This is a genomic window from Flavobacterium ovatum (assembly GCF_040703125.1).
In the GTDB taxonomy this organism is placed as follows: domain Bacteria; phylum Bacteroidota; class Bacteroidia; order Flavobacteriales; family Flavobacteriaceae; genus Flavobacterium; species Flavobacterium ovatum.
In genome coordinates this window covers 1,600,161-1,614,328 of record NZ_CP160035.1, presented here as the reverse complement: position 1 = coordinate 1,614,328, position 14,168 = coordinate 1,600,161, and the positions used below count along the sequence as shown (strand labels likewise).

The following is a 14,168-nucleotide window of genomic DNA, read 5'->3' as shown; positions in this document are numbered from 1 at the left end:
ACCTTTAAAATCAACACAAAACCTTCTATTACTATGAAAACAAAAAAAATAATTTTAGCTACTTTCCTAGTGTTAGGGCTATGTATTAGTTGTAATTCAAATGACAAAACAACTGACAACACGACTTTATCTCAAGAAGACTTAACTAATGAATCAAAAATTGACGCCGCTATTGAAGACGTATCTAATCTGGTTGAAAATCAATATGCTGCTCATCAAACTACAACAACAAAACCTAGCTCAATAAGCCCACAATACTTGCCTGATTGCGCCTCAGTAAGCACTTCAACAACTACAGACAGCTATATACGCGTAATTGATTTTGGAACTAGTAATTGTACCCTGAAAAATGGAAACGTAGTAAAAGGAAAAATTACTGTTAGTTTTTCGAAAAGCACTGCAGAAGCTAGTAAAACCTTATCATATGCTTTTGAAAACTTCTACCATAACGGTAACCTTATAATAGGTAATAAAAATTTAGTTCTTACAAAATTAAACACAGCACAACCTGTAAGTACTCATAATGTTGACATGATCATCACTTTTGCAAACGGCCAAAAATACTCTAGAACAGGAACTATCGCAAGAGAATTTACTGAAGGATATACTACTCCTTTCGACTGGGAAGATAACGTCCTTTCTATTACCGGAAAAACTACAACGACACTTCCTACCGGAGCTGAAATCACCAATACAGTAACTACAGCATTAATCGTTAAAGCGATCTGCAAAATAGTATTTCCTGTAAAAGGAAGCGTCACAATTGTTAAAAATGGTAATGAAGGAGTAATTGATTTTGGAGACGGCACTTGTGACAAATTTGCTACTTTCACTATCAAAGGAATTACGATTCCCTTTACATTACAATAAAAACATAAAATGTTTGAAGTTAAAAATCCCTTTCACAAAATTATGTAAAAGGGATTTTTAATTTTTAAGCTTCTTTATTTGCCAGTTGACCACAAGCGGCATCAATATCTTTTCCTCTACTACGCCTTACTTTTACAACGATACCTATATTTTGTAATCCTTTAATATATGCATTCGTGGCTTCTTCAGATGCTTGTTGAAACTCACCGTCATCAATAGGATTATACTCAATCAAGTTCACTTTACAAGGAACGTATTTGCAAAATTTAACCAAAGCATCTACCGATTCCTGATTATCATTAATTCCTTTCCAAACAACATACTCGTAGGAAATTTTTGATTTTGTTTTTCGATACCAATACTCTAACGATTCTCTTAAATCTGCTAAAGGAAAATTAGCACTAAAAGGCATGATTCGTGCTCTAATTTCATCAATAGCCGAGTGTAAGGAAACTGCTAATTTAAATTTCACATCATCATCAGCTAGTTTTTTAATCATTTTAGGAATACCAGAAGTCGAAACCATAATTCGTTTCGGAGACATCCCCAAACCTTCCTCAGAGGTAATCATTTCAATCGCCTTCATTACATTATTGTAATTCATTAAAGGCTCACCCATTCCCATAAAAACAATATTAGAAAGCGGATGATTGTAGTATAATTTACTTTCTCTATCTATGGCAACAACTTGATCATAAATCTCGGCCGGTTCAAGATTACGCATTCTTTTCAAACGAGCAGTTGCACAAAAATTACAATCTAAACTACAGCCCACTTGACTAGAAACACAAGCGGTAGTCCTTGTTTTAGTTGGAATCAAAACAGATTCAACTACTAGTCCATCATGTAAACGAACGGCATTTTTAACTGTCCCGTCCTCAGACCTTTGCATAGTATCCACTTTGATGTGATTAATCACATAATTTGACTCTAACATGGCTCTTGTATCTTTGGCAAGATTAGTCATATCATCAAAACTATGTGCTCCTTTGCTCCACAACCATTCATAGACTTGATTACCGCGAAACGATTTATCGCCATTGGCAACAAAAAAATCTCGCAATTGTTCTTTACTTAAAGCTCGTATGTCTTTTTTCTCTATTTGCATGGTGCAAATTTAATGACTATTTATCGATTTGTTGTTTTGATAATTTAATAACTTTGGCGAAATTGATAAAAAATCAAAACCAATGCATTTCCTCTCCCAAGATTTAGAAGATTATATCGAACAACATTCTGAAAAAGAACCTGCTTTACTAGCGGCACTAAATAAAGAAACCTATCAAAAAATTTTACTTCCAAGAATGCTTAGCGGTCATTTTCAAGGTCGGGTTTTAAGTATGCTTTCTAAATTAATCCGTCCTGTGAATATTCTTGAAATAGGCACTTATACAGGTTATTCTGCATTGTGTTTATGTGAAGGAATACAGGAAAACGGTGTCTTGCATACGATTGACATCAAGGAAGAGTTAGTTGATTTTCAACGCAAACATTTTGACAAATCACCTTGGGGAGCTCAAATCGTTCAACATCTTGGCGAAGCGACTGACATCATCCCTACTTTGAATGAAAAATTCGATTTGGTTTTTATTGATGCTGACAAGGAAAACTACATCAACTATTTTGAAATGATTGTTCCTAAAATGAATAAAGGCGGAATTATCCTTTCGGACAATGTATTATGGAGCGGAAAGGTGGTTCAAGAAATTCACCCCAATGACATCAGTACACAAATATTAGTGAAATACAACAATTTACTAAGAGACGATACAAGAGTAGAAACGGTTTTATTGCCGATACGTGATGGTTTGACGGTGAGTAGAGTGTTATAATATTTAAAGACGCTAAGTCTTTTTCAACCCACATCCATTAGCCCAGATCGAAATGAAAATCCTTGCACTCTAAAATGGATTTTTTCTTGTTCTAAAAGAGCGACCGAAGGAAGCTCCTTTTAGGGCTTAGAAAAAACCGTTATTGAGTGCAAGATTGCAATGTAGTGCTGGAAATTGCTCCAAAAAGCTAAACTATTGGAAAATATTTCACTTGTACTATTTTGTAAATCTTGAAAATCACATAACCAGACAAGAGGCCGAATAAAAAGCCGCACAAAATATCTATTGGATAATGTAAGCCTAAGTAAATCCTACTATACGCAAAAATTAAAGACCATAAAAAAATCAAATAACTATGCTTGTAGTACGTTCGTAATATTTCATAAAGAAACATCATTGTTGCCATACTAGTGGCTGCATGTCCTGAGAAGAAACTAAAGGAATTACTTGATTTCACTACTCGAATTGTAGTATTGATTTCAGGATTACTGCAAGGACGTAACCGTTCAAATCCGTACTTGAATAAATTGGTCACCTGATCTGACCATGTAATCAAAACAGCCATAAATAACAAAACATACAGTGTTTGTTTACCTCCAATTTTCTTATAAAGAAGGTATAAAAGAAATAAAAATAATGGAATCCAATTTGTTTGTTTCGTTATAAACAACCAAAGACCATCATAAGTTTCTGAACCCAAGCCGTTAAGAAAAATCAGTAATTGGGTATCTAGAGAAAGTAACTTTTCAATCATTACATTTGACGTTTTACTGGACCAGACACGTCTTCGATATCTTCCTTGATTTTATTAGCCTGCGTAACAGTATCTCCTAAAACATCCTCAGTGGCTTTATTAATTTTAGAATTAATACTTCCAGACATATCCGTTAAAGATTTAGCATCAAGACCGTTGTCCTCTATCCCTTTATGAATTTCACTTTTGATATCATTGGTCGCATTTTTCACCTGCGCAATTGTTTTACCTAGCGTACGTGCTATTTCAGGTACTTTATCCGCACCAAAAAGCATTAACACTATAAACATAATAAAAACTAATTCTCCTCCACCTATACCAAACATAATTATACTGTTTTATACTGCAAAGATATCATTTTTTGATTCCTTGTCTTTTAATTTTTTCATAAAAATACGCTATAAATCGACCTCTAAATCTTTAATTTGCTGTAATTCGCTTAAATTCTTTATTCTTATTACTTAGAAAATCCAATAATTGAAACTCTAACGCTGGGTCCATTAATGTTCTTGATTTAGAATCGTTTTCACAATAAACTAAAAACAATTTAATTTCATCATCTCTTAGCCCCAAAGTGCTTGACAAGAAAGAATAATTAACATGACTGATAACGTAGTCCGCAAAAGTAGTGTCTTTGTAAAAATCTTGTTTACCAGGATTGTCTTTTCGCATTGTTTTTAAGATACCTTTATAAATCCTAACAAAATCCATCCCTTTATCAATTGTTTGATCAGAAAGCATGGCTGTATTCTTTGGTGAGGACTTAGCATCATCAAAAAATTGTAAATCAACAATTTTTTGAGTACTTCCCGAAATAGGATTCATCTCTTTTTTGGCTAAAATTATTACTTCCGCTAATTCATTTGTAAAAACATCTAAAGGAACTATTACATGTGACGCTAAAAAATCCTTTTCGGTCAGAATAATTCTTTTAGACTTAAAAACTAAACTGGAAAAAACCAAGGTATCACTAACACTAGCCCTAATTTCAAAAGATCCATAAGCGTTTACAGCGGTACCCAAATTATGTTTAGTATTAAATACAATTACATCTTCTACAGGAATTAATGCATTCCTAACTTGACCTTTTATCAATTTACTGGTTGCTATTTGAGCAAAAATTAACTGACCACAAAGCAAAGCGATTGATAGTATTCCGATTTTAGTTTTCATCTATAATTTTAATTTGAAAAGATTATTAACCTTAAAAAAACAAACTGCGTATTTGTATAAAGTTACGGGTTTCATTGCAAAAAATAAAGGCAAATCCTATTTAGTTTGCACGGCAATACTCTCTTTGTACATTTCAGCCAATTGCGCTAACAAAAACTCAATACTAACTTTGTTCTTGGTTTCCAAAACTTTTGTGAATTTTGGATTCTCTACGGCATAATAAATAAACCCTTTAACATACAATAAAGGTATCTTTAATTTACCCACAAAATGAGCTTGCTCAAACATATACTCTAATTGTCGGATAAACTTTTCTTTCTTTTCGACTTCCAATTCCTTTTTAAGCATTGCTGTACGACCAGAAATTAAATTAAGCAAAGGGTCCAACCCTACCGAAGCACCACCAGACCCTCCAAAATCTGATGCTGCTTTCAACTTTCGCTCTGCAGGCGAATAAGAACGCTGACTTGATGAAATTATCCCCAAGCTGACTGCGTTTACGTGACTATAGGTTTTAATTACTACCTCATCAAGATAATTCATAACAGGAAGCATAGTTACAATTACTTTTTGACCCGCAAGGTTCTCATCAGTCAATACCACTTTCACTCGAGTGTATTGAAACATCGAAAAAACAAGCGTATCTCCTTTCACAGCAGGGATTACAAAATCTCCGCTCTTATCAGTCTGAACCATTTGTTCCGTTTTAAGATTTATCACATAAACCCCTTCTAAATTTACCATGGTACTGCTTACTCTACCATTGACCTGAATCTTTGGAGATTGTTGAGCAATAGCAATCGAACAAACAAATAAGAACAAACAGCAAAACAACTTCATATTATCGTGATATTGGTAAAAGTACCTATAAGACCTCACAACCATTCCTAAGGCCTTGATAATAATATGTTAATAATAAACCTAAAAACTACTCATAACTACTGATCTGTTTTTTATACCTTTATCCTAAAAACAGCATGAAGAACGTACTTATCGCCAGCACCTCAACAGTACACGGCGAAAAACATTTAGAATACTTACTCCCTGAATTAACCCTTCTTTTCCAAAAATGCAAAACAATTCTTTTTATTCCTTACGCTCGTCCTGGCGGCATCTCACATAATGACTATACCAAAATTGCGGCACAAACTTTTGCCAAAATCAATCTTAATGTAAAAGGAATTCATGAGTTCAAAGATCCAACTGCAGCTATTGAAGGAGCTGAAGGTATTTTTACAGGGGGAGGAAATACGTTTTTATTAGTTTCTCAATTGTATTCAAATCAAATTATGAGCAAACTATCTGAAGTAGTAAAAAAAGGAACACCCTACTTAGGCACTAGCGCAGGAAGCAATATTTGCGGCCTAAGCATGCAAACTACTAATGACATGCCTATTGTTTACCCACCAAGTTTTCAAACCTTAGGATTAATCCCATTTAACATCAATCCACATTACCTAGATACCGAAAAACAATCTACACACATGGGAGAGACCCGAGAAACTAGAATTAATGAATTTCACGCCTTCAATACTATTCCCGTTTTAGGCTTAAGAGAAGGAAGTTGGCTTGAGGTCAAAAACAACAAAATCACTTTGAAAGGAAACTTAACGGCACGTCTTTTTAGAAAAGGAGAACATCCAACCGAACTGGAAAGCGACAGTAACTTAACCGATTTAAAATAAAAAAACCGAAACATTTCTGTTTCGGTTTTTTAAAGAGCGAAAGACGAGGCTCGAACTCGCGACAACCAGCTTGGAAGGCTGGAGCTCTACCAACTGAGCTACTTTCGCATTAAAATTATGATACTCTAGCAATTACTAAACTGCTCTTAGAGCGAAAGACGAGGCTCGAACTCGCGACAACCAGCTTGGAAGGCTGGAGCTCTACCAACTGAGCTACTTTCGCATTACTGGCGCAAAGATATACAATAAGTTCAATTTGAAACAACTTTTTTTTAATGTTTTTTATAAAAAATCAATATCAGCACCTAACCTTTTTAAAATTAAAATGTTAGCTAAGTACTTTTTTTCATCACTTTCTAACTAAGAAAGTATTTTCTACTAAAAAACACTTCATATCACTTGACCTAATTACTTAATTTTAGCCTTAAGAAATCAAATGAGACATAACTTCTTCTTCATTTGATGGGTGATATATAAATAAACAGGATTTATCTTTTATGGTTTGTATGATTTTATTAGTCAATTCTACGGGAATAGCTGGACAACCTAAACTTCTTCCTAATCTTTTATTATTCGATATAAAAGACTTCGAAACATAATCTGCTCCATGAATCACCACGGCTCTTTCTCTGGCGTTATCATTAATTCCTTTTTCTAACCCATCTAATCTTAAAGACTTTCCGTGCTTACCTGTATATATCTCGCCAGTAGCATAAAACCCTAAACTACTTTTAAAGGACTCAGGAGTATTTGAAAAACTTGCCGCAAATTCATTACCCGAATTTCTTCCGTGAGCTACTAAGGAATTATATAAAACGGTATTGGTCTCCAAATCAATCACCCAAAGTCTTGGAATATTGGAAGAAAGACTAAAGTCTATTAACGTCAAAATATTTTTTTGAATTAATCCTTTTTCTTTAAGAAGATAAAAACCATTTAAAGCTTTTGTAAAAATATCAAATTTAGGCAATTCAAATTGGCTTGATTGCAAACTTTCATATACCCTTTCTTCATTTGAAACTGGAGTTACATATGCTATTTTTTTAACCTTATTCTCTTTTGTTTCTTTAGCTCCAATGAAGAATGAACCACCTATTAATAATAAAAAAAAGGACAACAAACAACTAACAAAAATTTTATAACGCATTGATTTAGATTAAATTACACAATAGAAACGGGATGGCAAATATATGATATGTTTCCTGATTAAACAAACACCTAAACCGCCAAAGCGAACAATTAACAATTTTTCACACATTAAGTACTACAAAAGCATACTCTATTTATTTGCAAGTGGTTAAAATTATGTTATTTTTGCTCGGACAATATTCTTTTTATGACAAAACATTATTATTTATTTATTCTTATATGCTGGGTCATAAGCAGTACTATTTACAGTCAAAAAAAGGAACTCACCTCCAAATTCCTTACATCGGACATTTCAATAGATGGAAAAATAAGTGAAAATGTATGGTTTGAGAACGATAATATCGCTTCAGATTTCATCATGTACGAACCCGATAATGGGAAACCAATTCCTAACGAAAAAAAAACAGAAGTAAAAATCCTGCATGATGATACCGCAATATACATTTCAGCAATTCTTTATGATAACGAACCCAATAAAATATTAAGAGAAGTTACGAATCGAGACGTCTTTGGTGCTTCAGATCATTTTTCAATCTTTATTAATGGCTTTAATGACGGACAACAAGATTATAGGTTTTATGTAAGTGCTGCAGGTGTTCAAATGGACTGCCTTGCAACCAAAGACACAGAGGACTTTAGCTGGGACGCCATCTGGGAAAGTAAAGTTAAAATAACTAATTTTGGCTGGGTCGTAGAAATAAAAATACCATATGCCGCCTTACGGTTTTCTGATACAAGAAACCAAATCTGGGGGATTAATTTCATGCGGGAAATTAAACGTAATGTTCAAAAATATACTTGGAACTACATAGATACTAGAATTGGCAACATCATAAATCAAGCAGGTATTTTAAACGGAATCAACAACATCTCCCCTCCAACGCGTCTTTTCTTAATTCCTTATACATCTGCTTATTATCAAGAAGACAATACCGCTTCTGACAGAGTGCTAAAAGCTGGATTAGATATTAAATACGGGATTAACGCTTCCTTTACACTTGACGCTATATTAGTACCTGATTTTGGTCAAACTAAATTTGACAATGCGATACTGAACCTCGACCCTTTTGAACAAACTTTAGAAGAAAACAGACCTTTTTTTACTGAAGGGACAAACTTATTCAGCACAGGAAACTTATTTTATTCCAGAAGAATTGGAGGGAGCCCTGTCATTGAAAAAGAAACCTTGGAAAGTCAAATCTCAAATGATGAAGAAGTCACGAACTTCCCTAGCACTGTTAATCTAATAAATGCCGTGAAAATTTCAGGCAGAACAAAAAAAGGACTTGGACTTGGTATTTTAAACGCAGTAACAGAAAAAACATTTGCAAAGGTTCACAATAATAGCACAAATGACGACAGAGAAACAGTTATTCAACCGTTAACTAATTACAATATTTTAGTTTTAGACCAACGTTTTAGACAAAACTCATCGGTGACATTCCTAAACACAAACACAGTTAGAGATGGACATTATAGAGACGCTAATGTTTCGGCTTTATTATTTGACCTAAACACAAGAGAAAACACCTACAATCTATATGGAGATTTAAAATACAGTACCATCAACGACTTTGAAGACACAAATGGACTTAGGTCACAATTAGGTTTTTCCAAAACAAGTGGACAATATCGTTACGGACTTTTATCAAAATACGTTTCTAAAAACTTTGATTCGAATGATCTAGGACTCCTCTATTTCACAAACTATCACAGTGGATACTTAGAGGGAAGCTACCGAATTGTAAACCCAACCAAAGTATTAAATACCTTTAAAATTAAAGAATACGCCAACATCGAGTTTGAAAACACTACTGACAAACCTCAGAATGCAACAATTGCAACGGAGCTTAAAGCATCCAATTTAAAAAATGATTTTTTCGAATTAATAGTTGACATCAACCCTATAAAAACTTACGATTTTTACGAACCCAGAACAACCGCAAGATATTCATATGTTCCCCAAAACGTCTATGGTGTTTTTAACTATAGCTCTAATGAGAATAGACCCTTTTCAATTGTACTCCAACCTGCAATAACCAAATATAACGAAAAAGACCGCATCTCCTATTGGTTTTATTCTGTATTTAAGTATCGTTTTAACACAAGACTCTCTTTATCAATAACATCTGAATATGAGAACAAAAAAAACGATAGAGGCTGGGCTGCATTTAACAACAGTGACATCATTTATGGAAAAAGAGATCGTCAACTATTGCAAAATGACTTGACCGGGAAATATGCCATAAGCAATAAAATGACCTTAAATTTAACGGCTCGTTATTATTGGTCCTATTCCGATATTCATGAGTTTTCAACTTTACAAAACGACGGAGAACTGATTACAAACAACAGTTTTTCAATGAATAAAAATCGAAATTTTAATTCTTGGAATTTTGATTTATCATACTCTTGGTGGTTTGCCCCTGGAAGTGAAATCTCCCTTTTATACAGAAACTATTCTCAAGTAAACAGTGATATTGTTGAACGAAATTTGAGAACCAATTTTACTAATGTTTTTGAAGGCAATGTGACCAATATTTTTTCTATTAGATTACGTTATTTCATTGACTACAATTCCTTAGCAAGATAACAAGGTATTATTCTGCAACAAAACATTATAACTTTGTGAGGTCTAAATTTATATATTGATTATCCCGACCAGGATTGCCTGCAAAATTTATAAAAGTTTTATATTTGCACAAAACTAAAGAAAATGAACAAAAAAGTAATCTTAATGATATTAGATGGTTGGGGAAAATCTCCTGACCCAAAAGTATCCGCAATTGACAACGCTAACGTACCTTTTATAAACAGTCTTTACAAAAAATACCCTAGCGCACAACTTCGCACAGACGGTTTACATGTTGGACTTCCTGAAGGACAAATGGGAAACAGTGAAGTAGGGCACATGAACCTTGGCGCTGGAAGAATTGTTTATCAAGATTTAGCTAAAATTAATTTGGCTGTAGCCAATAAAACCTTAGCGAAAGAACAAGTACTTAAAGACGCTTTTCAATTTGCGAAAGACAATAATAAAAAAGTACATTTTTTAGGATTAGTATCTGATGGTGGCGTTCACTCTCATACTTCGCATTTGCGCGGTTTGATTGATTCGACACAAGATTACGGCCTTGAAAATGTATTCATACACGCCTTTACAGATGGACGTGACGTTGATCCTAAATCAGGAAAGAAATATATTCAGGACTTACAAGATTACATTGCTCCTACTTCAGTAAAAATAGCCTCCGTTATTGGTCGTTACTACGCAATGGACAGAGACAAACGCTGGGAAAGAGTTAAATTAGCGTACGACCTAATGGTAAACGGACTAGGAACTCATTCAAAAGATATTGTTGCTTCAATCGAAGCAAGTTACAATGATAATGTTACAGATGAATTTATCCACCCAACTTGTGTTGTAGGTGTTGATGATAAACCAATCGCTACTATTCAAGAAGATGATGTCGTTATCTTCTTCAACTTCAGAACTGATAGAGGTCGTGAATTGACTGAGGCGCTTTCGCAGCAAGATTTCCACGAGCAAAACATGCACAAATTGAACTTGTACTATGTTACTTTAACTAATTATGACGAAACTTACAGCAATGTAAAAGTGGTTTACAATAAAGACAACATCACAGAAACATTGGGTGAAGTTTTGGAAAAAGCAGGTAAAAAACAAATTCGTATTGCTGAGACTGAAAAATATCCTCACGTAACTTTCTTCTTTTCCGGAGGTCGTGAAGAGCCTTTTATTGGCGAAAGCCGTATCTTAAAAAACTCTCCTAAAGTAGCTACTTATGATTTGCAACCAGAGATGAGTGCAAATGAATTGACAGATGCTTTAGTTCCTGAAATCGAAAAAGGCGATGTTGATTTTGTATGTTTGAACTTTGCCAACGGAGATATGGTTGGGCATACCGGAATTATGGCAGCAGCTATCCTAGCCTGTGAAGCTGTTGACAAATGTGTGGAAAGAGTAATCAATGCTGCGGTCGCTAATGACTATACTGTATTAGTAATTGCAGATCACGGAAATTGTGAAACCATGATTAATCCTGACGGAAGTCCAAATACAGCACACACAACTAACCCTGTTCCTTTTATCTTAATTGATAAAGAAATCAAGAAAGTAAATGACGGAGTACTTGGTGATATTGCACCAACTATTCTTGAACTTATGGGAGTTGCAAAACCTACAGTTATGACACAACATTCTTTGTTATAGTCAACTACAAATAATCACATATCCTAAAGCTACCTCAATCGGGTAGCTTTTTTTGTTTAAAAAATGTTAAATTTCATCTTAATGATAGTAATGCTATTATATTTGCACAAATAACATTCATTATGCAATCAATATTATCAAATATAAAAATAAAAGTCAACGAAAAAATTTATGTCAAAGATCCTGAAACATCAACTTTAGGCAAAAAAATTCTTCAAGAAAGCATCTTTTTGATTGACGAAATAGGATTTGACTCTTTTACTTTCAAAAAATTAGGAGAGAGAATAGGCTCTAATGAAAGCTCTATCTATCGTTATTTCGAAAATAAACACAAGCTATTGGTATATTTATGCTCCTGGTATTGGAGTTGGATTGAATATCGAATGGTTTTCAAAATGACAAATATTGACGACCCTATGGAACGATTAAAAAGAGCCATTATAGTCGTTACTGAAAAAGCAGAAGAAGACAAATCTATTCCACATATTAACGAAGCTGTTTTGAACAATATTATCATAACTGAATTCACAAAAACACTCCACACCAAAGAGATTGATGATGAAAATAAAGAAGGCTTTTTTTTAATTTACAAAAGTGTAATCAACCGTATCGTACTATTGATAATAGAAATAAACCCTGATTATCGGTACCCAAAAAGTTTAGCATCATCAATCATTGAAGGAGCTTTGCACCAATACTTCTTGCAAGACCATTTAAAAACCATTACCAATTGCAACGAACAAATTTCACCAACCGATTTTTACCTTAACCTACTTCTCTCAATTTTAAAAAATAACAAATAACACCATATGAAACCATTAAAACGATTTTATAATTTACTGGAATTAGACAAAAAAGATGTGTACCAATTGTTTTTTTACGGAATACTTTCTGGAGTGATTAGTTTATCCTTGCCTCTAGGAATCCAAGCTATTACCAACTTTATTCAATCCGGAAGAGCGAGTGCTTCATGGATTGTATTAATTGTAATGGTGGTCTTTGGAGTGGCGTTAGTTGGAATCCTTTCCTTAATGCAATTGCGCATCATGGAAAATTTACAACAGAAAATATTTATCCGTTCCTCCTTTGAATTTGCCGTTAGATTACCCAAAATAAAATTTGAAGAGTATTATGACAGTTACCCACCAGAACTCGCTAATCGTTTTTTTGATACTTTAATCATCCAAAAAGGAATGGCAAAATTATTAGTAGGGTTTTCAGCAGCTTTACTTCAAATTATTTTTGGAATCATTTTACTCTCTTTGTATCATAACTACTTCATCTTTTTTGGAATGTTATTATTATTGTTATTGTATTTCATTTTCAAATTCTCATACAATCCAGGATTAGACACCAGTATGAAAGAGTCCAAATACAAATACAAAGTAGCTGGATGGTTGCAGGAATTAGCTCGAAATAATTACAGTTTTAGGAATCAATTACATCATGAATACGCATTAGGAAAAAACGACAATTTAGTTTCCGAATATTTACTTTCAAGAGAAAAGCATTTTTCTGTAATCAAAACACAGTTTAGCCAATTGATTATTTTCAAAATCATCATCACGGCTAGTTTACTTTCTATAGGTGGTTATCTGGTCCTATCACAACAAATGAACATTGGGCAATTTGTAGCTGCGGAGATTATCATTTTATTAGTTATCAATTCAGTTGAAAAAATAGTCTTGGGATTGGAAACCTTTTATGATGTACTAACTTCAGTAGAAAAAATAGGATTAATTACTGACATGGCTTTGGAAGAAGAATTTCCGGCAGATTATGACAACTGCTATACTTCTATCGCACTAGATGTTGAAAAAGTAAGTTTTAAATTTCCTGATTCTAAAAACAAAATATTAGATACAATTTCTCTAAAAATAGAACAAGGAGAACGCATTTTTATTGATGGTCAAAATGGCTCTGGAAAAACTACATTTATGCGAATATTATCAGGACTAATGCAACCTACTGAAGGAGCAATATACATTAACGATGATAGTTTCAAAAAAATAAACATCAATCAATACCGATCACAGATTGAAAGTATCATTTATGGAGAAACCCCTTTTGAAGGTAGCGTTATTGATAATATTACTTTTAAAAACACATCAATTAAAGATGACACTCTGAAATGGGCTATCGAAGGAATGCAATTAGCCGATTTTGTAAAATCATTACCGCAAGGATTACTCAGTCCGATTTTTCCCGAAGGAAAACAATTATCCTCTTCAAATGCGCAAAAAATTCTGTTAGCGCGCAGTATAATTACCACACCTAAAATGTTGTTTTACGAAGACCCAACAGACACAATGGATGACAAAGTGGCAAATGAAATCATAGACTTCATAACCGCCAAAGAGCACAATTGGACCATTATTGTTTCTTCCAAAAACCCTTACTGGAAAACCAAGTGCAACAGACAAATTACCATGAAAAACGGACAAATTCTTTTAGACCAAAAAAAATAATAG

Annotated in this window: 13 protein-coding genes and 2 tRNA genes; 7 read left to right on the top strand and 8 right to left on the bottom strand. The window is 33.7% G+C overall.

What is annotated here, in order from left to right:
- Positions 1-33 precede the first annotated feature (33 nt).
- On the top strand, positions 34-870 hold the full coding sequence (locus ABZP37_RS06930; RefSeq protein WP_366186776.1) for a hypothetical protein: 837 nt from the start codon (positions 34-36) through the stop codon (positions 868-870).
- 64 nt (positions 871-934) lie between these two features.
- Here the strand turns inward: ABZP37_RS06930 and rlmN are convergent, their stop codons facing one another.
- Positions 935-1,978, bottom strand: a complete 1,044-nt coding sequence (gene rlmN, locus ABZP37_RS06925) for a 23S rRNA (adenine(2503)-C(2))-methyltransferase RlmN (RefSeq protein WP_366186774.1) — start codon at positions 1,976-1,978, stop codon at positions 935-937.
- 82 nt (positions 1,979-2,060) lie between these two features.
- On the opposite strand from rlmN, the gene ABZP37_RS06920 reads away from it, so the two are divergent.
- Positions 2,061-2,702, top strand: a complete 642-nt coding sequence (locus ABZP37_RS06920) for an O-methyltransferase (RefSeq protein WP_366186772.1) — start codon at positions 2,061-2,063, stop codon at positions 2,700-2,702.
- Between the two features lie 187 nt (positions 2,703-2,889).
- On the opposite strand, the gene ABZP37_RS06915 is transcribed toward ABZP37_RS06920, so the two are convergent.
- From ABZP37_RS06915 to ABZP37_RS06900, 4 genes are all read right to left on the bottom strand, one after another.
- The gene (locus tag ABZP37_RS06915) at positions 2,890-3,456 is read right to left on the bottom strand and encodes a phosphatase PAP2 family protein (RefSeq protein ID WP_366186771.1); all 567 of its coding nucleotides are present in this window, start codon (positions 3,454-3,456) and stop codon (positions 2,890-2,892) included.
- The gene (locus tag ABZP37_RS06910; protein WP_366186769.1) at positions 3,456-3,782 is read right to left on the bottom strand and encodes a twin-arginine translocase TatA/TatE family subunit; all 327 of its coding nucleotides are present in this window, start codon (positions 3,780-3,782) and stop codon (positions 3,456-3,458) included. Before ABZP37_RS06910 ends, ABZP37_RS06915 begins: the two co-directional genes overlap by 1 nt.
- Before the next feature lie 94 nt (positions 3,783-3,876).
- Positions 3,877-4,629: a hypothetical protein gene (locus ABZP37_RS06905; RefSeq protein ID WP_366186767.1), complete on the bottom strand. Its 753-nt coding sequence runs from the start codon at positions 4,627-4,629 to the stop codon at positions 3,877-3,879.
- Positions 4,630-4,725: 96 nt separating this feature from the next.
- Entirely contained in the window at positions 4,726-5,469 is a 744-nt protein-coding gene (locus tag ABZP37_RS06900; RefSeq protein ID WP_366186765.1) for a hypothetical protein, read from the bottom strand.
- 137 nt (positions 5,470-5,606) lie between these two features.
- On the opposite strand from ABZP37_RS06900, the gene pepE reads away from it, so the two are divergent.
- Positions 5,607-6,314, top strand: a complete 708-nt coding sequence (gene pepE, locus ABZP37_RS06895) for a dipeptidase PepE (protein ID WP_366186763.1) — start codon at positions 5,607-5,609, stop codon at positions 6,312-6,314.
- 35 nt (positions 6,315-6,349) lie between these two features.
- Here the strand turns inward: pepE and ABZP37_RS06890 are convergent.
- The 3 genes from ABZP37_RS06890 to ABZP37_RS06880 form a co-directional block, all read right to left on the bottom strand.
- Positions 6,350-6,422 (bottom strand) — tRNA-Gly (locus tag ABZP37_RS06890).
- Between the two features lie 42 nt (positions 6,423-6,464).
- Positions 6,465-6,537 (bottom strand) — tRNA-Gly (locus ABZP37_RS06885).
- A 201-nt stretch (positions 6,538-6,738) separates the two neighbouring features.
- A complete protein-coding gene (locus ABZP37_RS06880; protein ID WP_366186761.1) occupies positions 6,739-7,461 on the bottom strand; it encodes a murein L,D-transpeptidase catalytic domain family protein in 723 nt (240 codons plus the stop codon).
- Between the two features lie 189 nt (positions 7,462-7,650).
- Between ABZP37_RS06880 and ABZP37_RS06875 the strand changes: the two genes are divergently transcribed.
- The 4 genes from ABZP37_RS06875 (at position 7,651) to ABZP37_RS06860 (ending at position 14,165) form a co-directional block, all read left to right on the top strand.
- The gene (locus tag ABZP37_RS06875; protein WP_366186759.1) at positions 7,651-10,056 is read left to right on the top strand and encodes a DUF5916 domain-containing protein; all 2,406 of its coding nucleotides are present in this window, start codon (positions 7,651-7,653) and stop codon (positions 10,054-10,056) included.
- 123 nt (positions 10,057-10,179) lie between these two features.
- A complete protein-coding gene (gpmI, locus tag ABZP37_RS06870) occupies positions 10,180-11,697 on the top strand; it encodes a 2,3-bisphosphoglycerate-independent phosphoglycerate mutase (RefSeq protein ID WP_366186757.1) in 1,518 nt (505 codons plus the stop codon).
- A gap of 122 nt (positions 11,698-11,819) precedes the next feature.
- Positions 11,820-12,500 (top strand): TetR/AcrR family transcriptional regulator, encoded by a 681-nt coding sequence (locus tag ABZP37_RS06865; RefSeq protein WP_366186755.1) that lies wholly within the window; start codon positions 11,820-11,822, stop codon positions 12,498-12,500.
- A gap of 6 nt (positions 12,501-12,506) precedes the next feature.
- Positions 12,507-14,165, top strand: a complete 1,659-nt coding sequence (locus tag ABZP37_RS06860) for an ATP-binding cassette domain-containing protein (protein WP_366186753.1) — start codon at positions 12,507-12,509, stop codon at positions 14,163-14,165.
- Positions 14,166-14,168: the final 3 nt, after the last annotated feature.

What these genes read in the sequence shown, in the direction of transcription:
- ABZP37_RS06880 (WP_366186761.1), bottom strand. Translation starts at nt 7,461, where the DNA reads ATGCGTTATAAAATTTTTGTTAGTTGTTTGTTGTCCTTTTTTTTATTA.
- ABZP37_RS06860 (WP_366186753.1), top strand. Translation starts at nt 12,507, where the DNA reads ATGAAACCATTAAAACGATTTTATAATTTACTGGAATTAGACAAAAAA.
- rlmN (WP_366186774.1), bottom strand. Translation starts at nt 1,978, where the DNA reads ATGCAAATAGAGAAAAAAGACATACGAGCTTTAAGTAAAGAACAATTG.
- ABZP37_RS06910 (WP_366186769.1), bottom strand. Translation starts at nt 3,782, where the DNA reads ATGTTTGGTATAGGTGGAGGAGAATTAGTTTTTATTATGTTTATAGTG.
- ABZP37_RS06930 (WP_366186776.1), top strand. Translation starts at nt 34, where the DNA reads ATGAAAACAAAAAAAATAATTTTAGCTACTTTCCTAGTGTTAGGGCTA.
- ABZP37_RS06875 (WP_366186759.1), top strand. Translation starts at nt 7,651, where the DNA reads ATGACAAAACATTATTATTTATTTATTCTTATATGCTGGGTCATAAGC.
- ABZP37_RS06900 (WP_366186765.1), bottom strand. Translation starts at nt 5,469, where the DNA reads ATGAAGTTGTTTTGCTGTTTGTTCTTATTTGTTTGTTCGATTGCTATT.
- ABZP37_RS06905 (WP_366186767.1), bottom strand. Translation starts at nt 4,629, where the DNA reads ATGAAAACTAAAATCGGAATACTATCAATCGCTTTGCTTTGTGGTCAG.
- ABZP37_RS06915 (WP_366186771.1), bottom strand. Translation starts at nt 3,456, where the DNA reads ATGATTGAAAAGTTACTTTCTCTAGATACCCAATTACTGATTTTTCTT.
- ABZP37_RS06920 (WP_366186772.1), top strand. Translation starts at nt 2,061, where the DNA reads ATGCATTTCCTCTCCCAAGATTTAGAAGATTATATCGAACAACATTCT.
- gpmI (WP_366186757.1), top strand. Translation starts at nt 10,180, where the DNA reads ATGAACAAAAAAGTAATCTTAATGATATTAGATGGTTGGGGAAAATCT.
- ABZP37_RS06865 (WP_366186755.1), top strand. Translation starts at nt 11,820, where the DNA reads ATGCAATCAATATTATCAAATATAAAAATAAAAGTCAACGAAAAAATT.
- pepE (WP_366186763.1), top strand. Translation starts at nt 5,607, where the DNA reads ATGAAGAACGTACTTATCGCCAGCACCTCAACAGTACACGGCGAAAAA.